The 21,314-nt window shown below is 63.9% G+C and carries 19 protein-coding genes; 5 read left to right on the top strand and 14 right to left on the bottom strand.

Features of this window, described 5'->3' with window-relative positions:
* Nucleotides 1–2: 2 nt before the first annotated feature.
* From madL to AB4O09_RS02875, 14 genes are all read right to left on the bottom strand, one after another.
* Nucleotides 3–395 carry a malonate transporter subunit MadL gene (gene madL, locus AB4O09_RS02940; protein ID WP_013694456.1) on the bottom strand — a complete coding sequence of 131 codons (393 nt, stop codon included), beginning with the start codon at nt 393–395 and terminating at the stop codon, nt 3–5.
* A 67-nt stretch (nt 396–462) separates the two neighbouring features.
* Entirely contained in the window at nt 463–1,383 is a 921-nt protein-coding gene (gene mdcH / locus AB4O09_RS02935) for a malonate decarboxylase subunit epsilon (RefSeq protein ID WP_003206448.1), read from the bottom strand.
* Nucleotides 1,380–2,003, bottom strand: coding sequence for a malonate decarboxylase holo-ACP synthase (locus AB4O09_RS02930; protein ID WP_027912922.1), 624 nt, complete (start codon nt 2,001–2,003; stop codon nt 1,380–1,382). Before AB4O09_RS02930 ends, mdcH begins: the two co-directional genes overlap by 4 nt.
* Nucleotides 1,997–2,800: a biotin-independent malonate decarboxylase subunit gamma gene (mdcE, locus tag AB4O09_RS02925; protein ID WP_013694458.1), complete on the bottom strand. Its 804-nt coding sequence runs from the start codon at nt 2,798–2,800 to the stop codon at nt 1,997–1,999. The genes AB4O09_RS02930 and mdcE overlap by 7 nt, the downstream gene beginning before the upstream one ends.
* A complete protein-coding gene (locus AB4O09_RS02920; RefSeq protein ID WP_003206452.1) occupies nt 2,797–3,648 on the bottom strand; it encodes a biotin-independent malonate decarboxylase subunit beta in 852 nt (283 codons plus the stop codon). The genes mdcE and AB4O09_RS02920 overlap by 4 nt, the downstream gene beginning before the upstream one ends.
* Nucleotides 3,641–3,940 carry a malonate decarboxylase subunit delta gene (locus AB4O09_RS02915; protein WP_003206454.1) on the bottom strand — a complete coding sequence of 100 codons (300 nt, stop codon included), beginning with the start codon at nt 3,938–3,940 and terminating at the stop codon, nt 3,641–3,643. The genes AB4O09_RS02920 and AB4O09_RS02915 overlap by 8 nt, the downstream gene beginning before the upstream one ends.
* On the bottom strand, nt 3,940–4,815 hold the full coding sequence (locus AB4O09_RS02910; RefSeq protein WP_003206455.1) for a triphosphoribosyl-dephospho-CoA synthase: 876 nt from the start codon (nt 4,813–4,815) through the stop codon (nt 3,940–3,942). Before AB4O09_RS02910 ends, AB4O09_RS02915 begins: the two co-directional genes overlap by 1 nt.
* On the bottom strand, nt 4,816–6,486 hold the full coding sequence (gene mdcA / locus AB4O09_RS02905) for a malonate decarboxylase subunit alpha (RefSeq protein ID WP_003206457.1): 1,671 nt from the start codon (nt 6,484–6,486) through the stop codon (nt 4,816–4,818).
* A 584-nt stretch (nt 6,487–7,070) separates the two neighbouring features.
* Nucleotides 7,071–7,553, bottom strand: a complete 483-nt coding sequence (locus AB4O09_RS02900; protein WP_003206459.1) for a chemotaxis protein CheW — start codon at nt 7,551–7,553, stop codon at nt 7,071–7,073.
* Entirely contained in the window at nt 7,546–13,479 is a 5,934-nt protein-coding gene (locus AB4O09_RS02895; RefSeq protein ID WP_013694460.1) for an Hpt domain-containing protein, read from the bottom strand. The genes AB4O09_RS02900 and AB4O09_RS02895 overlap by 8 nt, the downstream gene beginning before the upstream one ends.
* A 186-nt stretch (nt 13,480–13,665) precedes the next feature.
* The gene (locus tag AB4O09_RS02890; protein ID WP_003206462.1) at nt 13,666–15,726 is read right to left on the bottom strand and encodes a methyl-accepting chemotaxis protein; all 2,061 of its coding nucleotides are present in this window, start codon (nt 15,724–15,726) and stop codon (nt 13,666–13,668) included.
* A 211-nt stretch (nt 15,727–15,937) separates the two neighbouring features.
* Nucleotides 15,938–16,477: a chemotaxis protein CheW gene (locus tag AB4O09_RS02885; protein WP_027912920.1), complete on the bottom strand. Its 540-nt coding sequence runs from the start codon at nt 16,475–16,477 to the stop codon at nt 15,938–15,940.
* A 10-nt stretch (nt 16,478–16,487) separates the two neighbouring features.
* Nucleotides 16,488–16,853, bottom strand: coding sequence for a twitching motility response regulator PilH (gene pilH, locus AB4O09_RS02880; RefSeq protein WP_003206465.1), 366 nt, complete (start codon nt 16,851–16,853; stop codon nt 16,488–16,490).
* A 48-nt stretch (nt 16,854–16,901) separates the two neighbouring features.
* Complete coding sequence (locus AB4O09_RS02875) at nt 16,902–17,330, bottom strand: response regulator (RefSeq protein ID WP_003206467.1); 429 nt, start codon at nt 17,328–17,330, stop codon at nt 16,902–16,904.
* 224 nt (nt 17,331–17,554) lie between these two features.
* Here AB4O09_RS02875 and gshB point away from each other — a divergent pair, with 224 nt between their 5' ends.
* From gshB to pyrR, 5 genes are all read left to right on the top strand, one after another.
* Nucleotides 17,555–18,508, top strand: a complete 954-nt coding sequence (gshB, locus tag AB4O09_RS02870; RefSeq protein ID WP_003206468.1) for a glutathione synthase — start codon at nt 17,555–17,557, stop codon at nt 18,506–18,508.
* A gap of 76 nt (nt 18,509–18,584) precedes the next feature.
* The gene (locus AB4O09_RS02865) at nt 18,585–19,481 is read left to right on the top strand and encodes an energy transducer TonB (protein ID WP_003206470.1); all 897 of its coding nucleotides are present in this window, start codon (nt 18,585–18,587) and stop codon (nt 19,479–19,481) included.
* A gap of 223 nt (nt 19,482–19,704) precedes the next feature.
* Nucleotides 19,705–20,274 carry a YqgE/AlgH family protein gene (locus AB4O09_RS02860; protein WP_003206472.1) on the top strand — a complete coding sequence of 190 codons (570 nt, stop codon included), beginning with the start codon at nt 19,705–19,707 and terminating at the stop codon, nt 20,272–20,274.
* Nucleotides 20,274–20,711 (top strand): Holliday junction resolvase RuvX, encoded by a 438-nt coding sequence (ruvX, locus tag AB4O09_RS02855; protein WP_003177497.1) that lies wholly within the window; start codon nt 20,274–20,276, stop codon nt 20,709–20,711. Before AB4O09_RS02860 ends, ruvX begins: the two co-directional genes overlap by 1 nt.
* Nucleotides 20,712–20,795: 84 nt before the next feature.
* Complete coding sequence (pyrR, locus tag AB4O09_RS02850) at nt 20,796–21,302, top strand: bifunctional pyr operon transcriptional regulator/uracil phosphoribosyltransferase PyrR (protein ID WP_003206474.1); 507 nt, start codon at nt 20,796–20,798, stop codon at nt 21,300–21,302.
* Nucleotides 21,303–21,314 lie beyond the last annotated feature (12 nt).

Here is a 21,314-nt window from a genome sequence, read left to right as displayed (position 1 = left end):
AATCACCCGACCGTCTTAACGGAAACGTCGGCCTGAGGCCCTTTGTTGCCAATGCGCACCAGCACCGGCACCAACGCAAAGGCAATCACCACCGCCAGGGTTCCGGCCAGGATCGCCATCGGCCCGCCCTTGAGCGCGCCGTAGACGTTTTGCTGCGCCGCCATCGCGACCACAATGGGGATGTAGACCGCGCTCCAGAATTCCACGCCGGCCTCGGATTTGCCCTTGAACAGGCCGCGCTTGCTCAGGTAGCTGCCCAGGCCGATCAACAACAGCATCGCAATGCCGACGCCGCCGACGTTGGCCGGCACGCCGATCAATTTGCCCAGCAGCTCACCGATAAAAATACCCGCCAGGGTACAAAAGGCCAAAAATGCCACACCGTAGATAATCATTGTTGTAGTCCTCAAAGTGCATCGTCGAAGTTGTTGTTTTTGTGCTTCGCCAGCTTGAGTCGGTGGTTTAGGGTTGGCGGTTTCCCTCCTCACGCAACAGCGCCTGCAAGGTGTCGAGCCGGGCGCCGTCGAAAGCCATGACAGTGCCCTGCTCGAACACCCGGCGCGCCAGGGCGGTCAGCACCGCACCGGGCGGCAGTTCGATCTGTAGCCGCACACCGCGTTCGTAAGCGCTTTGCACGGTACCGCGCCAATCCACCACGCGGCACATGTTGAGCGCCAGGTCGTCGCGCAAGGCCTCGGTGTTGATCACCGGTCGCGCGCGGCTACCGCTGAGATAACCCAAGGCTGGTGCTTTCAACGGTACGTCGGCAAATGCCTGGGCCAATGCCCGGGCCGGTGCTTCCAGCAACGGGCAATGGGACGGCACGCTCACCGCCAGCCGACAGGCCTTCCCGGCACCCAGGCTTCGCGCCTGCCTGGCAACGTTGTTCATGGCCTCGTCACTGCCGGCGATGACCACCTGATTATCCGCGTTGATGTTGGCCAGGTAGACCGGGGTGCGGTCGCTGTGCACCTGCGCCAGCAACGCTTCCACTGCCGCGAGGTCCAGGCCGATGATCGCGGTCATGCCATAGCCTTGCGGATACGCCCGCTGCATCAATTCGCCCCGCAGGCTGACCAGTCGCAACGCATCCTCGAACCCCAGCGCCCCGGCCACCACCGCCGCCGGATAAGCGCCGATGGACAGTCCCGCCACGTAGTCCGGCGCAGGCGCCTGTTCCAGCAATCGCCGCGACGCTGCCACGCCGGCAATCAACAGGCACAGTTGCACGGCGCGGGTCGATTGCAGCGCCTCGGCACTGTCCAACTGCAAGACGTCCTCACCAAGCACGTCACCCGCCTCGTCGAGGACTTGCGGCGCCAGGCCGTGGAGCATGCCCACGCGCTGCGCACCCTGGCCGGGAAAGACGAAGAGGCTGCTCACGCGACTTGCTCCAATGAAGGCTGCCAAGGATCGTTCACCAGCCGTGCCTGCACATCATCCTTGAGCAGGACACGCCGCGACGAACCCGCCCACTCGCGCAAGGCGACGGCACCGCAGGGCGTTTGCAATTGCATATCCACGGCGCAAACCGAGGCATCCAGTTGCGCCAGCAATTCCCTGGCGTGGAGACGATCGAGAAAATGCGGCACCCGCAGAATCAGATCCAGGTCGCTGCGTTCATGCAACGCCTCGATACTCGTGGCGAGCTCGAACCCGGCGCTGCCACTCACCCCCCAGGCCCAGCCACTGGCATCGAGCTGCGGACGCAGGCGGGACAGCGCTTGCAGGGCTGGCAAGTCGCGAGTCGACGCAACGTGACAAAGGTCTTCCGGCCTGACGCGACGGGAAATCGCAGCAATCGCCATCGACGTTGCATAACGCTGCTCGCGCGAACGCCCGCGCACGCCGACCGCGATTTGACCCGGAGCCGTCAGCGAGCGCCGGACCACCACCGGTTGACCGGCGGCAATCGATTCGAGCACCCATGCCGGCGCACCCGCAGGCACCTGTTCCGGGGTCATCCCCCAGAGCAGGTCATGGGCCAGATATGTATTCACCACTGTGCTCTCAGCAACTGGCGTACGGTGCTGGAAGCCGCGCGATGGGTCGCACCGAGGCGACTGCTCAAGTCGCGAGGCGCAGCGGCCACATCGTTGATCGCCTGTTGCAGGCAATCCGTCACCCGGGCCAGATCAGCCGCCGTCGGTTGCTCGATCTGCTCCGCCGACAAGGTTTCCCACAGCAGACCCAGGCTGGCAAAACTGTCGATGTCATAGGCCATCGGTGGCACGCTGGCGGCCAAGGCCTCAAGCTCTTCGACACTGCGCAGGGTGACTCGCGCCGCCGAGGCCTTGCCCATGGCGTGGACCATCACCCCCGGGTCGCGCAGCGCAATCAGGCGGTTGGCCTGGTAGCCGTGGGCCAGGAACGCCCCGGACATGGCCTTGCCCACCAGCAAACCGATCACCGGATGCCCGGCCAGTCGCGCACGGGCATAGCTGTCCGCCGCACCGGCCAAGGCCTGATGAATGCCCAGGGCTTCTTCACGCCGCCCATAGGCCTGGCTCGGTACATCGACAACGGCGATCAGCGGACGCTTGTTGACTGCATCGCGGTCGGCGTCGATGGCGTCATCCACCGCTTTAGCCAAACCCCAGCCCTCCAGCAAACCGACTTCGCCATTGCGAGCACGGGGAAAACGACTGTCGGGATCAGCCACCACCGCCAGCAGGCGCACGGTTTGCTCGCCCAGCCTGACGTCAGCGACTTTCAACGAAGCCGGCAGGCCTTCCAGCGGTTTGGCGTCGCCAGCCAAGGCCTCGAACCAGCGCAAGCCTCTCAATGAATAGGCACTCATGGGCGTTCTCCCTGATACAACTGGCGAACCGTGGCCGGTTCGATTTGCACTTCAGTGTCCAAGCGGGCCAGGCGTTGCAGGAACAGCTCGGCCTGGCCGCTGCGGTGTTGCGCGGGAACGCCCAGGTGCAGCAACTGGCCGACCTGTTGACGGATCTGCGCCACATCATCGGCGACGTAACGATCCACCAACCCACTGGCGAACCGTTGCTCGCCGCCGGTCAGGCTCCAGATGAACGGCCGGTCGCGGGAGTCGTATTCGTCGATCCCGGCCTCCTGTTCGATCACTTGTGGGCCGTTCAGGCCCAGCCGCGCTTCCTGGGTCACCAGCAGATAACTGCACAGCCCGGCGGCGATGGACATGCCACCAAAACAGCCGACGCTGCCGGCCACCACGCCGACCACCGGTTGGTATTGGCGCAGGTCGACAATCGCCGAATGAATCTCGGCGATCGCCGCCAACCCGAGATTGGCCTCCTGCAAACGCACGCCGCCGGTTTCCAGCAGCAATACGGCACGGGTCGGGATGCCCTTGCGGTTGTCCTCCGCGGCCAATTCCAGCGCACCGGCAATCTTCGCCCCGCCGACTTCGCCGAGGCTGCCGCCCTGGAACGCGCCTTCGATGGCGGCGATCACCACGGGCAGGCCATCGAGCGTACCCTTGGCGATCATCACGCCGTCATCGCTTTGCGGCACCACGCCCTGGCGCAACAGCCATGGCGACATGATCCGCTGGAACGGGTCGAGCAATTCGCGAAAAGTGCCGTCATCGAGCAAGGCCTTGGCCCGTTGCCGGGCACCGAGTTCGACGAAGCTGTGCTTGTTGAGCAACGCTGCACTGTCAGTCATGGCCGATCTCCTCGAAACCTTGCTCCAGGCGCAAACGCACCACGCCGGGGGTGGCGCCGAAATCGTGGATGTCGATAGACAAGGCCGGCGGTGTCTGGCCGTCGAACATGCGGGCGAACAGGTGCTGCCAGCGTTGTTCACTGCCGTTGACCGAGGTCTGCACCTGGATGGTCAGCTTGCCTGCCAGGCCGGGTTCGATCAGCACTTCCAGGTCGCCCGAGCCGACGCAGCCCACCAGCGCCCGCCCCCGTGGCGGCTGCCCGGCAGGGAATTCAAAGGATAAGGTTTCCATCAGCACACTCCTGGGAAGAGGCCATCGCCGCGCTCGATACGATCGAGGAACAGGCAGGCGGCGAGCAGGTCGGCAGCGCCGCCGGGCGAGGCGTTCAAGGCAATCAGTTGTTGGTCCAGCGCGTGCAATTGGCGACGACCGCCCAGGCTCGCACTGCCACCGGCATCGAGCACCGCCTTGGCGCCCTGTTGCATGGCCTGCAAACCCGGCTCGCCGGCGCGATAAAGCACGCAGGTATCGGCCAGGGTGGTCATGATCGCCAGCAAGGCATCGAGCCGGGCGTTCTGCTCTCCCGCGCCCGCCGCGCGACTGCGCTTGAGTTGCGGCAGGCCCAGGCCAGTCACCGCCGGGAACGCCAGTTGCGCTTCTTCCCGGGCACCGCGTACGCCGTAGCGTTGGGCTACCTGGGCGCCGTGGCTCAAGGGTTGGGGCGCATAGCGGTCGTTGAGCAAGGCCAGGCGGGCAGCGCGTAGAGCGACGGCGCTGGCAGCACTGGATTCAGGTTCCAGCGCCGTTGCAGCGACCAACAGGCCCAAGGCCCAGATCGCACCCCGGTGTGTGTTGACGCCGCCAGTGGTAGCGAGCATCGAGGCTTCCCCCTCACGGCCGATGCGCCCGAGGGCTTCGCGTAGCGGCAAGCCGATCTCGCCACAGTCGAGGGCGGCTTCGGCCATTTCCCTGAACGCCGGCCACAGCGACAGTGCCGAGGCGTGCATCAGGCCCAGGTGCAGGTCGGTGTGGGCGCCATTGCCACGACGATCCACCAAGGCCGGTTTAGGCGAGAGGTCGGCTTCGTCGATCAGCGCGTCCACCGCCATATCCGCCAGGTGCTCGGTCAAGGACAGTTTTTTCGGTTGCAGGTTGAAGGCGTGCATTTACCAGCTCCTGAACTTGGCGGGCGGGTTGTAGAGGCCACCGGACCACTCCACCAGGTCGGCCACGCTCTTGGCCGCGAGCAACTCGCGGGTGGCGTCGGTGCGGCGAATACCGAGGTCTTCGGGCAAGGCGATCAGCCCTTCGCGGCGCATGCGCGCGGTGTCTTTCGGGTCATGGCGCAGGCCAATGGCAGTAACGCCGGCCACCGCAGCAATCATTGCCTGGCGCTCTTCCAGGGAGCGGGCCTTGTACAGGTAGGCGATGCCCTCTTCGGTGAGCAAATGGGTGACGTCGTCGCCGTAGATCATGATCGGCGCCAGGGGCATGCCGGCTTTCTTCGCCACGTCCACCGCGTCGAGGGTTTCGACGAAGGTCGGTTTACCGCCCTCCTGGAACGTCTCGACCATCTGCACCACCAGCTTCTTGCCGCGCTCGAGCAACGGCGCCTCGCCATCGCCGTGGCGCATATCGAGCCAGGCTGGCGTGCCGTGACGACGACCGCGCGGGTCATGGCCCATGTTCGGCGCACCGCCAAAGCCGGCCAAGCGGCCACGGGTCACGGTGGAGGAATGGCCGTCGCCGTCCACTTGCAGGGTGGCGCCGATGAACAGGTCCACCGCGTATTGCCCAGCCAGTTGGCAGACCATGCGGTTGGAGCGCAGCGAGCCGTCGTGGCCGGTGAAGAACACGTCCGGCCGGGCGGCAATATAGTTCTCCATGCCCAGCTCGGTGCCAAAGCAATGCACGCTTTCGACCCAGCCGCTTTCGATGGCCGGGATCAGGGTCGGGTGCGGATTAAGCGTCCAGTTGCGGCAGATCTTGCCCTTCAGGCCAAGGGATTCGCCGTAGGTCGGCAGGATCAATTCAATCGCGGCGGTGTTGAAACCGATGCCGTGATTGAGGGACTGGACGTTGTGTTTTTCGTAGATCCCGCGGATCGCCATCATCGCCATCAGCACATGCACAGGCTTGATATGGCGCGGGTCGCGGGTGAACAGCGGCTCGATGTAGAACGGCTTGTCGGCCACCACCACGAAATCGACCCAGGACGCCGGGATGTCGACTCGCGGCAGGTCGCTGACGTCATCCACCAACTGGTTGACCTGAACAATGACGATACCGTCGCTGAAGGCCGCCGGCTCGATCAGCGCCGGTGTGTCTTCGGTGCTGGGGCCGGTGTAGATATTGCCAGCGCGGTCGGCCATGAAACCGGCCGAGAGCACCACGTTGGGAATCAGGTCCACCACCAGCCGGGCATAGAGTTCGATGTAGGTATGGATCGCGCCGATTTCCAGCAGGCCATCTTCGAGCAACTGGCTGATGCGCAGGCTCTGGGTGCCAGCAAAGGAAAAATCGAGCTTACGGGCAATGCCGCGCTCGAACAGATCCAGGTGTTCGGACCGCCCGACGCTGGGCATGATCATGTGTAAATCGTGCAGCTTCGAAGGGTCGACTTTCGCCAGGGAGCGGGAAAGGAAGTCCGCCTGCTTCTGGTTATTGCCCTCCAGCACCACACGGTCGCCGGGCAGAATCAACGCCTCCAGCGCCGCGACGATCTTGTCGGTGGGCAGCACCACACCGTCGGCAAGCCCCTTCACCAGCCCGAGACGCCGCTGCTTTTCGCTGCGCCGCCGCGTCCAGCGCGAGTCGGGGGATATTGTTGTTGTCATGACCACTCCACGGGTTCGCTGTCGTGGGGCTCACCTTAGAAGTGTTGTGGCGCGGGCATCAATCAAGCTCGACGGCGGATCGTTACGGTTGGAGTAATGGTTGCCGGATTGGTACGAACCTTTGTGGTAGCGAGCAAGCCCGCACACAATTGGATTGGGGTACACCTGCAATCGCAGGTCGGCTGTCAGGCCGCCTCGCGAGCAAGCTTTGCTCCCACAGGTCCTGCTCACACAAATCTGGTTGGGGTACACCCGCAAGAGCCAGGCCGGCTGTCAGGCCGCCTCGCGATGGACGTTGATCTCGGCGCCCCGTTAACCACGCTGGCCGAACGCAGGCATTGTGGAGTGGGCCCACGGAGCAATGCCTTCGTTCGGGCATGCCGAGCCTAGGCGAGGCACCGAGTGGTGGGGCAAAGCCTTTTTGGTTACTTTTTTGGCGCCTGAAAAAAGTGACCCGCCGTAAGGGCGGAACCCTAAGCAGCCGTTACCGCAGCAATGGATATGTACCCGATCAACAAAATTTTGGCCAGCTGTCAGGCCGCCATCGCGAGCAAGCTCGCTCCCACATTGGGAATTCGTATGCCTCAGGGTTTGTGGGGCTGAATCAGGCCCGCAGCCATCACCAACTCCTCCAGTGCCAACAAATCCGGCACTTTCGCCACGTGTTCCCCAACTTGCACCGCCGCCTGTTCCAACCCGCACAGCGGCACGTCGACGTAGCTCAACTGGCTGTCGAGCTTGTAGGAGCGTGGGATGCCTTGCACCAGCAGCGCTATGAAACGCAGCTCCGGCCGTCCGCCGAGGGCGTTGAGCACGACGATGCGCACTCGCTCGCCAATCACGGTCTTCTGGCCGCAGGCCGACTCGAAGCTCAGCAACGGGATTTGCCGTTCACGCCAGCTCACCCAGCCCAGGAACCACGGCGGGGTGTCCATATCGAATACGCTGCTCTGGTAGTCGATCAGTTCGGCCACGGCCACGTTGGGCAACACCAGGTGCCGGTCAGCCAATGGCAACAACAGGCCGGTGAGTGGGCTGGTGCGCGAGTGAAGATGCAGGTCATGCATGTGTTTTGCTCCAGTACGCGATGCTGTCGAGCAGCACCGATTCCTGGTACGGCTTGCCCAGGTAGTCGTTGACGCCGATGGCCATGGCGCGGTCGCGGTGTTTCTGGCCGGTGCGGGAGGTGATCATGATGATCGGCAAATGCGCCAGGCGCGGGTCGTTGCGCACTTGCGTGGCCACTTCGAAGCCGTCCATGCGCGGCATCTCGATGTCCAGCAGCATCAGGTCCGGGGCATGCTCGGCCAGCAGCGCCATGGCATCCACGCCATCCTTGGCGGTCAGGACGTGCATGCCGTGGCGTTCCAGCAGGCGACTGGTGACCTTGCGCACGGTCACCGAGTCGTCCACCACCAGCACCAGCAGCGGCCGTTGCGATTCGCCCTCGCCTTCTACCGGCACTTGGCGGCGCGGGACCTGGTGGGGCAAGGCGCGGATCGGCGCGAGCAGGTCGAGAATCAACACCACCCGGCCGTCCCCCAGGATCGTCGCCCCGGACAGGCCCTGTACCGCCGAGAACTGCGGGCCGAGGCTCTTGACCACGATCTCCCGGGTCCCGGCGGTAGCGTCCACCTGCACGGCGACGTGCCGCTCGTTGCACTGCACCAGCAGCACCGGCAAGGGCTGGCTCTGGCCCAGCAGTTTCGGCCGGGCGCCGGTTTTCAATAGCTCTCCGAGGTAGCACAACTCGTAACGCTGCCCGGCATAGGTGTAGGTCGGCGGGTCGAGCTGGTAATAGCCGTCCAGTTCGGCGGGCAACACCCGGACAATGCTCTCGATGGTGTTCAGCGGGATCGCGTATTGGTCTTCGTGACAGTGCACCATCAACGCCCGGTTCACCGCCACGGTAAACGGCAGGCGAATGCGGAAATTCACGCCCTGCCCCGGCGTGGAATCGATGACCATGCTGCCGCCCAGTTGCCGAACCTCTTCGTGGACCACGTCCATGCCGACGCCGCGCCCGGATATCTGGGTGATTTTCTCGGCCGTGGAAAACCCTGGTTGCAAGATGAACTGCAGCACGTCGCGCTCGCTGATGTCGCTGTCCGGCGCCAGCAAGCCACGTTTGATCGCCTTGTTCCGCACAGCCTCCAGCGGCACCCCGGCACCGTCGTCGCGGATGTCGAAAATGATGTCGCCGCCTTCCCGGGACAGATCGAGGCTGATACGTCCTCGGGCCGGCTTGCCGGCGGCGATGCGCACGTCAGCCGGCTCCAGGCCGTGGTCGACGGCGTTGCGCAGCATATGTTCAAGAGGTGCAGCCATGCGCTCCAGCACGTTACGGTCCATCTCGCCGTCGGCGTTGCCGACCAGGAATTCCACGTCCTTGCCCAGCTCCTGCGCCACTTGCCGGACGATGCGCTTGAGCCGTGGCAGCATGCGCTCGAACGGCACCATGCGCGTACGCATCAGGCCTTCCTGGAGCTCGGTGTTGATACGCCCCTGCTGTTGCAGCAGGACCTCGGCATCGTGATTGCTGCGGTCGAGGGTTTCCTTGAGCTCAAGCAAGTCCGAGGCGGACTCGAACAGTGCCCGGGACAACTGCTGCAACTGGGAGTGGCGGTCCATCTCCAGCGGGTCGAACTCTTCATAGCCCAGGCGCTCGGCCTCCACCTGTTGCCGGCTGAGAATCCGCCCCTGGGTTTCGGTATCCAGGCGCCGCAACTGATCGCGCATGCGCTCGATGGTGGTTTCCATTTCGCCCAGGGCCACGCGCCCGTCGTTGACCTGCTGTTCGATACGCCCACGGAAGATCGACGTTTCGCCCGCCAGGTTCACCAGGTCGTCGAGCAGTTCGGCGGATACCTTGACCATGTCCGCACCGTCGCCCGCTGCGCTGGGGTCCGGTCTTGCAGGCGCCGCAGGCGGGCTGACGATGGGAGTGGGCACCGGTTCCGGCGCCGAGACAGCCTGCGGTGCAGCATTCTCCTGGGGATGATTCACCGCCTGGATCTGCGCGATCAGTCGGTCCGCCAACGGGCACGGGTGGCCGGCGCGTACTGCATCGAGCATCTGCGCCAATCGGTCATGACTGCTTTGCAACAAAGTGAACAGCGCCGGGGTCGGCTGAAGCAGGCCTGCCGACAGGCCTTCGTAGAGATTTTCCAACTCGTGGGCCAGGTCGCCGATGGGTCCGATTTCCACCATGCGCGCACCGCCCTTGAGGGTGTGCAAATCCCGCAGCAAGGTTTCCACGGCCTGGCGATTCGACGGTTCTTCCTGCCAGCGCAGCAGCGCCGCGCCCGAGCTGTCGAGGATGTCGAAGCCTTCTTCAAGGAAGATTTCCAGCAACTCGGGATCATGGCCGGCGCCGTCGGCCTGGGCCGCTGCGCTCGTCTCGATGGCGTTCGGCTTGTCCTGGCGGAACCGTCGAATGGCGTCGATCAGCGCAACGGGATCGCCCAACGGCTGGCCCTGTTGCAACTGCCCGAGCAACAGGTCGAGGCGTTCGTGGCTGCTGGCAAGCAGTTGCGCCAGTTCCTCGCTGTAGCTGTAGCGGCGGTCCACCAGCCCTTCGTAAAGGTTTTCCAACTCCTGGGCCAGGTCGCTCACCGGCCGGATGTCGGCCATTCGCGCACCGCCCTTGAGGGTGTGCAAGTCACGTTGCAGCGAGGACAGCGGTGCGCCGTTATCCGGATCGGCCAACCAGCGTTGCAAGGCCTGGGCGGCGCTTTCGAGGATGTCTTGGGCTTCTTCGAGGAAAATCGCCGCGAGGTCATCTTCCATCGAGGTATCGACGGGCGCGTCACGCTCCATTTCCGCCGTCGCGTGGCCCAGTTCGCGGATGCTCAGGGTGCGGCTGCCGTCGCTGCGGATCAGGCCGGTGGCCGATGGATCAAGGCTCTCCTGAAGCAAGCGACGCAGGGCCTGTACCCGCTCGGGCTGCGGATGCACATGCTGCCCGGCCGCCAGCTCATCGAGCATATCGATCAGCGCTTCATGGGCGCGCTGGGCTTCCTGGAAAAATTCATCGCTGACCGCCAGGCTGCTTTCCTCTACCGCACCGTAGAGGTCGAGCAAGGCTTCGCAGAGTTCGTCCACCGGGTGCAAGTCGGCCAGGTGCGCGCCTTCGCCGAGGGTGGTCAGCTCATCGAGCAGCGCACTCAGTTCCTGGCCTTCGCCGGGGTGCTGCTGCCAGCGCTGCAAGAGGCTTTCGGCGTCCAGCAGGATGTCCATGCCCTGGGCTAGGAAGTTGTTGATCAGTTGTGGGTCGCGCTTGGTCCGCAGCGCTTTGTCCGGCGCGCTGTTGGCGGCGTGCAGACGCTCGGCCAGCAGGGCCTGGGCGCGCTGGATCAGATCCTCGGCGCCAGGGATCGCTGCCAGCGGCTCGCTGTGCAACTGGCGCAGGCCCCGGCGCAGCAGCCCTTCGGCTTCCAGCAGCAATTCGACCTCATCCAGATCGAGGGCAATCAGATGCGCCCGGTATTCCCGGGCCAGCTCATCCATCGCCCCGGCCAGCTCGGCGATCGGCAGCACGCCGGCCATCGACGCGCTGCCCTTGAGCGTATGCAAGGCCCGCTGCAACTCATCACTGGCCTGCAGGGGCAGGTGGTCGGCCGACTGATCGAGAAAGCGATTGAGGCTGGCGAGGTGGCCCTGGGCTTCGCTGTCGAAGATCTTCAACAGCAGCGGATCGAGGGCGGCCACGTCCTGCTCGTCTTCATCCTTCTCATCGCCGCCCTTGGCCAGGACATGCGCGCGGGCGGCCAAGCGGTCGACGTCGTCGCGCTGGCGCTGGTGATTGGCGGCGAATTCGGCCACCAGGGCCGGCAACAACTGCACCGTGTCTTCAATCAACTGGCGGACCGAGGCCTGCGGCTCGACGCTGCGCTCCAGGACCCGGTTGAGCAGGTTTTCCACGGCCCAGGCCAGTTCACCCAGCACCAGCGCCCGGACCATCCGGCCACTGCCCTTGAGGGTGTGGAAGGCCCGGCGCAGTTCGCTCAGGGCGCCGTGGTCGTCGGGATGCGCACTCCAGCGCGGCAGGTATTCACGCAGGACGTCCAGCACCTCGCCGGTTTCCTCGAGGAAGACCTCGCGCAACTCATCGTCCACCGGACTTTCATCCAACGGTGGCGGCAACAGGCTGCCCGGGGTGCTCTTGGCTGGCGGATTGACCGCCGAGATCGGGCTGGCCAGCACCTCGGCCAAGGATTGCACCGTCTGCGGGTCGTCCCATTCCTGCAAGTCCTGCATGACCTGGGCTTCGTTGGGGCTCAATACATCGTCGAGCACCGGCACTCGCGCTTCGTCAGGAAAATAACCGAGCGCAGCCAAGCTCCGCTCGACCCCGTCGAGCAACGGCTCGCCGGGGGTTTCCGGGTCCTCGCTCAAGCGCTCCAGGTAGTATTCGAGACCGGTGATCACGTCAGCCAGGTGGTCGAGTTCTTCCCAGCCCGGCTGGGCCTGATCCAGCAGCAGATGCTCGCGGATGAAACCGTTGCAAGCCTCCACCAGGCTGGCGGCACGACTCAGGGGAATCATCGCCAGCGCGCCACGCACCTGGGTCAGCAACGCCGGCAAGGGCTGCAGTTGCTCGCGGTTCCAGTCCGCGTCGATGTAGTCGACGATCATGTCCTTGGCCTGTTGCAGGCAGGTGTGGGCTTCCTTGATGACGATCTGGTGGATCTGGGTCAGGTCGGTGGTGGGCAGGTGGGTGTCTTCGCGGCTCTCGGGCTCGACGGTGCCGACCATGCCGGCCAGCGTCGCCTCGACGTAGAGCAAGGCCCCGGCGACGTCCATGAGGGTCGCGTCATCCGGCTTGCGCTGGCCCTGGGCGAGGCTCAGGACCACGGCCAGTTGATCGATGATGACCTTGCGTGGCTGGCCAAAACCGAGCACCGCCAGGGTGTCGGCGATCTGCCGCAGCGGCGCCAACAGGCTGTCCAGCTCCGAGGCGTGCTGGCGATCGCTGCGCACGAACAGGTCCAGGCGCTCCTTGACCCGCACCAGTTCCTCGCACAGCGCGGCAAGCACCGAGCGCATGGCATCGCGGTCGGGCCCGGCCAGGCGCGCGCGTTCTTCGTCGACCATGGCGCTGTCGGGCAGCGCGTCGTCCAGTGAGTAGCGTTCTTTCATGATCTGCATCTGCCCGCTGGGATGTTCGGCCTTGGCAATATAGAACAACAAACTCTTGAGCAGGTGGGGCGGTGCCGGCTGATTGATGCCTGGCATGCCTTGGTCCAGCAGGCGCTTGAGTTCCTTGTCGGCTTCCTTGAACAGGCTGCGCAGCGCCGGGCTGTTGGCGATACGTCCGTCACGCATGCCTTCGACCAGCGCCGAGGCCACCTGCCATAACGCATTGAGCGGCGCCCCAGTACACAAGGTTTCCAGGCGATGGAAGACCTTGGCCAGGTAACCGAGGTGGGTTGCGTCGTCCTGTTCGCGCAGCAGGCCCACCAGGGCCATTTGCAGGGTCTGGCGCAATTTGCGCAAGGTGTTTGGCAGGTCAGCGGGTTCGAGGCGCTGCAAGGCCTCGTCGCTGAGCGGCGCAATATCGGGCAACTCGGGGCTGAACAGACTGGTTTCCGACAACAGGCTCTCGCCCCGGGCACTGCGCAGGTCGTTGATCAAGGGCAGCACCACCAGCGGCAGATCGCGACGGGCACCTTGTACGCGGTCCAGGTAGATCGGCAACTGCCCCAGGGCCTGGCTCAACAGGCTGATGGCTTCGTCGCGATGGGTGACGCGGTTGTCCTGCAGGGCGGCGCACAGTTGCTCCATCTCCTCGGCCAGCAGCGCCGCACCGTAGAATTCGACCATCTGCAGGCCGCCGTGGACCTGGTGAATGCAGGCCAGGCATTGCCCGAGGGCGTCCGACGCCTGCGGATCGTCCACCAGGCGGTTGAGGGCCAGATGAGCCTGCTTCAGCGTTTCGGCAATCTCGCCCTTGACCCATTCCAGGGCCACATAGTCGTGCCGATCACCCATAACCACTCCAATCAGGAGAACACAACGCGCCCGCGGGGAAGGGATTTACCTGTGGGAGCAAAGCTTGCTCGCGATGCAAACACCTCGGTTCCCGAAGAACCGCGTTATCTTCATCGCGGGCAAGCCTTGCTCCCACAGAAACCTCCTCGCCACAAAAAGCCTTTTCCAACGGATGGATCCGGTTGGTCACCCCTTTTCCTCATCGCCAGCCGCTGCCGCCGGCAACGTGAACCCCGACACCGAACGACGCAGCTGGCTGGCCATTTTCGCCAGGTTGCCAATGCTCTCGGCAGTGGCGGTGGAACCGGATGAAGTCTGCGAAGTGATCTGCTGGATCACGTTCATGGTCAAGGAAATCTGCCCCGCCGAGGTGGTCTGTTGCTGCGCCGCATTGGAAATGCTCTGGATCAGCGCCGCCAGGGTCTTGGACACGCCTTCGATTTCTTCCAGGGCAACGCCGGCGTCCTGGGCCAGTCGCGCACCGCGCACCACTTCGGTGGTGGTCTGCTCCATGGAAATCACCGCCTCGTTGGTATCGGCCTGGATCGCCCGCACCAGGGTCTCGATTTGCCGGGTCGCCGCCGAAGAGCGCTCGGCCAGGCGCTGTACTTCATCGGCCACCACCGCGAACCCGCGCCCGGCATCGCCGGCCATGGACGCCTGGATGGCGGCGTTGAGGGCCAGGATGTTGGTCTGGTCGGCGATGTCGTCGATCAGGCTGACAATGTCGCCGATTTCCTGGGATGACTCACCCAGGCGCTTGATGCGCTTGGCGGTGTCCTGGATCTGCTCGCGAATGTTGTCCATGCCATGAATGGTGTTGTGCACCACCTCGTTGCCCTTGTTGGCAATCTCCACCGACCGCTCGGCCACCGCCGACGACTCGGCGGCATTGGCCGATACCTGGTCGATGGACTGGGCCATTTCATTAATTGAAGTCGAAGCTTCGGAAATTTGCTGGGCCTGGTGCTCGGAGGCCTGGGCCAGGTGCATCGCCGTGGCCTGGGTTTCCTGCACCGCAGCGGCGACCTGGCCGGCGGTGAGGTTGATGGTCGCCACCAGGTCGCGCAGTTGGTCCACCGAGTAATTGATGGAGTCGGCGATGGTGCCGGTGAAGTCCTCGGTGACCGAAGCAGTGACGGTCAGGTCGCCATCGGCCAGGTCTTCGATTTCATCCAGCAACCGCATGATCGCGTTCTGGTTGCGCTCGTTCTTTTGTGCGGTTTCGTGCAACTGGCGGTTGGTTTCGCGGACCATCACCAGGCCAATCAGGATGATCGACATCAGCGCCAGCAAACCCAGCACATAGCCGCCGATGGTATTGACGGAACGCCCGCCGGCGAGGTTTTCGAAGGCCGTGGCCAGGTGCGAAGCCTCGTCGAGCAGGGTCTGCGACAGGTTGAAGATGTTGCCGGCCGATTCGCGGACCTTGAACAGCTCCGGGGAGGTCTCGAGGATTTCGTCCACCGAACCGGAGACGAACTCGAAGAGCTCGCTGATTTCGCTCAGGCGTGCCCGGGCATCGCGGTCCTGGACCTGGGATATCTTCAGGGCCGGGTCACCTTGCAACATGCCATTGAGCACCTGGCCAAAACGCGCGGCGTCGCGACCGAAGGTGTCGGCGGCCTGGCTGGCGTTTTCGTCCCCCGCCAGCACGGTATTCACCGCGCCGAGGATCCGCTCGGCCAGCAGCGACTGGCGCTGGGCCATGGCCACCTGGGCGGCCGGCGCGCCGCGTTGCAGCAGGATCTCGACGACTTTTTCGTACTCGACCTGCAACTGCGGCACGGTTTCGGCCAGGGTCGCCGCCACCTGGTGCAGCGACAGCACGGTCTGTTCGCTGGAGAGGATGGCATCGGTGTTCTTTAGCAGGCGCTCCCAATCCAGCTGCACGGCGCGCATCTGCGGACGCAGGGTGGCCGGCGCAGGGGGCAGGCCGGTGACCGGGTCGCCCTGTTTCAGGGAGCCCCAGCGCTGGGCGAAGTCATTGCGCGCATCGCTCAGCAGCTTGAACGCCGCGGGCTTGCCGGCGGCGGCCTCGGTGGCGTTCTTGGCGATGCGCTGGGACAGCACCCGCAGCTCGCCGGCATGGCCGATGTACTGTTTGTCATAGGTGGATTGGGTGTTGAGGTAAGCGAAGTTGGCGAACAGCAGCATGATGAAGACGATCAGCGCGACGAACAGCACGATGATCTGCGAACGACTGCGCGACGCTTCCAGTGGCTTGCCTGTTTTTGCTTTGATCATCGGTTCTCGCCTGTACTGCCCAATCCAACTTACAGCTATTGACTGTAAGCAAGCCTTTGTCGTGCAGCCTGCTCAACCAGTGCGGCTCTGTGGGAGCAAGGCTTGCCCGCGATGAGAACGACACAGTTTTCTCGCCAACCGAGGCACCGCCATCGCGAGCAAGCTGTGCTCCCACCGGCTCGCTCCCAGAGGGGGCCTGCGCTGCATCTCGTTAAATCGCCACATCCATGAACCCCGGCGACCGCGCCAGGGCAAACGGGCTGAACACTTGCCACTCGCGCTCACCGCCAAACCGGCCCTTGACGAAGGCCGCTTCCGGGCCGTCGAGGTCGTCCACCAGCGTCGGTTCCAGGCTGTCCTGGGCAAAATGCTGCAGCCCAAGGACCTCGTCCACCAACAACCCGGCGAACACCTCGTCGTGATCCACCACCAACACGCGCCGCTGCTTGCGCACGGTCGACAGCTCGTGGCCAAAGAACCCGCACAAGTCCATCAACGGCAACAAACGCCCGCGCAGGTTAGCCACTCCACGCACCCACGGCTTGACCCCGGGCAAATGCGTGTAACGTGGTTCGTGCAGCACTTCGCTGACTTCACCCATCGGCGCTACGTACCAGTGCTCGCCCAAGCGAAAGCCAATGCCGCTCCAACCGGCGCGATGGGTCGGCTGGGAGGGCAGGTCCGCCCCCAGCAACCGGCAACGCCGGTCGATCTGCAGCAGCAGTTCGAATGCGGTCAGGGATTGGCTCATGGCCGCACCGTCAGCCCGCCAGCACTTTGTTCAGGGTCGCGATCAGGGTTTCTTCGTCCACCGGTTTGGTCAGGTAGTCCTTCGCCCCTTGGCGCGTACCCCAGACCTTGTCGGTGTCCTGGTCCTTGGTGGTGATGATGATCACGGGGATGTGGCCGGTGTCCGGGTCCTTGGTCAGCTGGCGCGTTGCCTGGAAACCGTTGAGGCCGGGCATGACGATGTCCATCAGCACCGCATCGGGTTTTTCCTGGCGGGCCAGGGCCACACCATCGGCGCCATTCTCGGCTTTCAGGACCTGATGGCCGTGCTTTTCCAGCATGCCGGTCAATTTATACATTTCAGTCGGCGAATCATCGACGATCAGAACTCGTGCCATGGTGTTCCCCATTTTCTTGTTGACCCCAGGCCCGTTGGCCAAGTGTCATTAATGTGCCTGGTGCGGCTGGACAGCGGCAAAGCCCGGAACATGGGCCTGTATCGCGCCCAGCAGTTCTTCCTTGCTGAACGGCTTGGTCAAAAACTGATCGGAACCGACGATGCGTCCCTTGGCCTTGTCGAACAACCCGTCGCGAGACGACAGCATGATCACCGGCGTGGCCTTGAACGCGCTGTTGTTCTTGATCAGGGCACAGGTCTGGTAGCCATCAAGGCGCGGCATCATGATGTCGACAAAAATGATGCCCGGATGATGGTCGGCGATCTTGGCCAGGGCATCGAAGCCATCGACGGCCGTGATCACCTCGCAGCCCACGTTGCGCAGCAGGGTTTCGGCGGTGCGGCGGATGGTCTTCGAGTCGTCGATGACCATGACCTTCAAGGCGCTGGGTTGCTGCTGCGTGAGATGCTCTGCCATTGCCACTGCGAACCGGTTTTTAACGCGTAAGTGTGATCGACAGCGCAAACCCTTGATGTTCAAGGCCCGCACGTCACATGGCAGCCTTTTTAGCACAGTCTCCATCGCCGATCTATCGGCCGCTCGGCGCGGTGGTTTTTCCTTGACCGCCAATCTTCCGGACGCCACTCTGACGCCACTTTTTCACGCCAATATGTGCCCATCACATTTCGAGGAACCAAGCCATGAGCGTACGCGTCGGCATTGTCATGGACCCTATCGCCAGCATTTCCTATAAAAAGGATAGCTCGCTGGCCATGCTGCTGGCCGCTCAGAAGCGCGGCTGGGAGCTGTTCTACATGGAACAGCGCGACCTCTACCAGGCCGAAGGCCAGGCTCGGGCGCGAATGAAACCGTTGAAAGTCTTCGCCAACCCCGAGAAGTGGTTTGAGCTGGGCACCGAGAGCGACGCGCTGCTGAGCGACCTGGACGTGATCCTGATGCGCAAGGATCCGCCGTTCGACATGGAGTTCGTGTACTCCACCTACCTGCTGGAACAGGCTGAAAACGCCGGCGTGCTGGTGGTCAACAAGCCCCAGAGCCTGCGCGACTGCAACGAAAAGCTGTTCGCCACGCTGTTCCCGCAATGCACGCCGCCGACCATCGTCAGCCGTCGCCCGGACGTGTTGCGCGAATTTGCCGACCATCACGGCGACGTGATCCTCAAGCCTCTGGACGGCATGGGCGGCTCCTCGATCTTCCGGCACACCGCTGGCCACCCGAACCTCTCGGTGATCCTGGAAACCCTGACCTTGCACGGCAAGCAGCAGATCATGATCCAGGGTTACCTGCCGGCCATCGTCGATGGCGACAAGCGCATCCTGATGATCGACGGCGAACCGGTGGACTATTGCCTGGCCCGCATTCCGGCAGCCGGCGAAACCCGCGGCAACCTGGCGGCTGGCGGGCGTGGCGAGGCGCGTCCGTTGACCGACAAGGATCGCTGGATCGCCGCCCAGGTCGGCCCGACCCTGCGCGAAAAAGGCCTGCTGTTCGTGGGCCTGGACGTAATCGGCGAGCACCTGACGGAGATCAACGTCACCAGCCCGACCTGCATCCGCGAAATCGACAATGCCTTTGGCACCGACATCGGTGGCATGCTGATGGATGCCATCGATCAGAAGCTCAAGGCTCGTTGATCCAGATCTGCTGAAGGAAACCCACATTGCGTTATCATGCCCGGCCTGAAAAAAACGCGATGTTGGTTTCCTTGTCATGACACTCCCGTCCGATCTGCCCCAAGAGCTCGCCCATCGTAGCGTGCGCCCGGCTGATCGCCTCGGTTTTACCCTGTTCCTGGCGGCGTTGATCCACCTGGCCCTGCTGCTGGGCGTCGGTTTTGCCACGGTCGAGCCCAAGCAGATCAGCCAGACCCTGGAAATCACCCTGGCCACCTTCAAGAGCGAGACCAAGCCCAAGAAGGCCGACTTCCTCGCCCAGGAAAACCAGCAAGGCAGCGGCACCCTGGAAAAAAAGGCGATCCCCAAGACCACCGAGATCGCGCCGTTCCAGGACAATACGGTGCAGAAAGTCACCCCGCCGCCAGCGGCCAAGCCCGAAGTGCAGGAGACGGCGCCCAAGGCAGCCGTGACCACCGTGGCGCCGAAGCCGAAAAAGGCCCCGGTCAAGGAAGAGGTCAAGCCTGATCCCAAACCCAAGGCCCCCGAACCCACCTTCGACAGCTCACAGTTGTCCAGCGACATCGCCAGCCTGGAAGCCGAACTGGCCCAGGAGCAACAGCTCTACGCCAAGCGCCCGCGCATCCACCGCCTGAGCGCCGCCTCGACCATGCGCGACAAGGGCGCCTGGTACAAGGACGAGTGGCGCAAGAAGGTCGAGCGCATCGGCAACCTCAACTACCCCGACGAAGCCCGGCGCAAACAGATCTACGGCAACCTGCGGCTAATGGTCTCGATCAACCGTGACGGCTCGCTGTATGAAGTGCTGGTGCTCGAGTCTTCCGGCCAGCCGCTGCTGGACCAGGCGGCCCAACGGATCGTACGCCTGGCCGCACCGTTCGCGCCGTTTACCGGGGACTTGTCGGACATCGACCGGCTGGAAATCATCCGCACCTGGAAGTTCGCCCGCGGCGACAAGCTCTCCAGTAACTGAACCGCCGCCGAGCCCTGCAGGCTCACCCCAGATCGAATGTGGGAGCGAGCTGTCTGGGAGCAAGGCTTGCCCGCGATGAAAACGCCGCAGTCTCTTGAGGACCGCAGCGCCTGGATCGCGAGCAAGCTTTGCTCCCACACAGCTCGCTCCCACAGGGGATTGGTGACAGTCTCAGGCATTTCCCGGCTTGTCAGTTCGCCCCCGCCCCGCCACACTAGCGCCTATGAAAAACGTCAGCCCCACCTACCTCAAGCATCACTTCCTGATTGCCATGCCGCACATGGCCGATCCGAATTTTGCCCACACCTTGACCTACATCGTCGAGCACACGGCCAATGGGGCCATGGGGCTGGTAATCAATCGCCCGCAGGAATTGAACCTGGCGGACATCCTGGAGCAGTTGCGCCCCGAAGTGGAACCGCCACTCTTGTGCCAGCATGTGCCGATTTTCATCGGCGGCCCGGTGCAGACCGACCGCGGTTTCGTGCTCCATCCGTCGGGCCCCAAATACCAGGCCACCGTAGATCTGGACGGGGTGTCGCTGTCCACCTCCCAGGACGTGCTGTTCGCCATCGCCGACGGCGTCGGCCCTGAGAAAAGCCTGATCGCCCTCGGCTATGCCGGTTGGGAACCCGGGCAACTGGAAGCCGAACTGGCCGACAACGCCTGGCTGACCTGCCCGTTCGACGCCGACATCCTGTTCAACACCAGCAGCGAATTGCGCCTGGAAGCGGCGGCCAGCCGGTTGGGGGTCAACCTCAGCCTGCTCACCAGCCAGGCAGGACACGCCTGATGGCCCTGCGCTTGCTGCTGGGCTTCGATTACGGCACCAAACAGATCGGCGTAGCGGTCGGCCAGGTCATTACCGGCCAAGCCCGCGAGTTGTGCACCTTGAAGGCGCAGAATGGCGTTCCGGACTGGAACCAGGTCGAAGCGCTGATCAAGGAGTGGAAACCCGATGCCGTGGTGGTCGGCCTGCCGCTGAACATGGACGGCACGCCCAGTGACATGTGCCTGCGCGCCGAGAAATTCGCCCGCCGGCTCAATGGCCGCTACAACCTGCCCTTCTATACCCATGACGAGCGCCTGACCACCTTCGAGGCCAAGGGCGAGCGCCTGGTGCGCGGCGGGCAGAAAGGCAGTTACCGCGACAACCCGGTGGACGCCATCGCCGCCGCCCTGCTGCTGCAAGGTTGGCTCGACGCCAACGCCGCCCTGTTCGAAACCTGATTTTTTGAAAGCGCCGCCAAGGCGCTTTCTCTTAGCGATAGACCGCGCCATTCACCACCGGCCCGGGAACCTGAAGGAGCCAGCATGAGCCTGCCCAATCCTGCCGAACTGATCAGCCAGATGGCGATTCGTCTCAAGGCACACCTGGAACACCGCGGCATCAGCGACCCGCGCTACATCGGTATTCGCACCGGTGGCGTCTGGGTCGCCCAGGCCTTGCTCGAAGCACTGGGCAGCCAATCGCCGTTGGGCACCCTGGACGTGTCCTTCTACCGCGACGATTTCAGCCAGAACGGCCTGCACCCACAAGTGCGCCCCTCAGCCCTGCCGTTCGAGATCGAAGGCCAGCACCTGGTGCTGATCGACGACGTGCTGATGAGCGGCCGGACCATCCGCGCCGCCATGAACGAACTGTTCGACTACGGCCGCCCGGCCAGCGTGACACTGGTGTGCCTGCTGGACCTGGACGCCGCCGAGCTGCCGATCCGGCCGAACGTGGTCGGTGCGACGCTGACGCTGGCCGCCCACGAGCGGGTCAAGCTCTCCGGCCCGTCGCCGCTGCAACTCGAACTGCAAGACCTTGCCCTTTAACTGCCCTTGTAA

It is taken from the genome of Pseudomonas sp. H1_F01, assembly GCF_054681425.1.
Note: the sequence above shows the minus strand (reverse complement) of the source record. Positions and strands in the feature narration are given on the sequence as shown.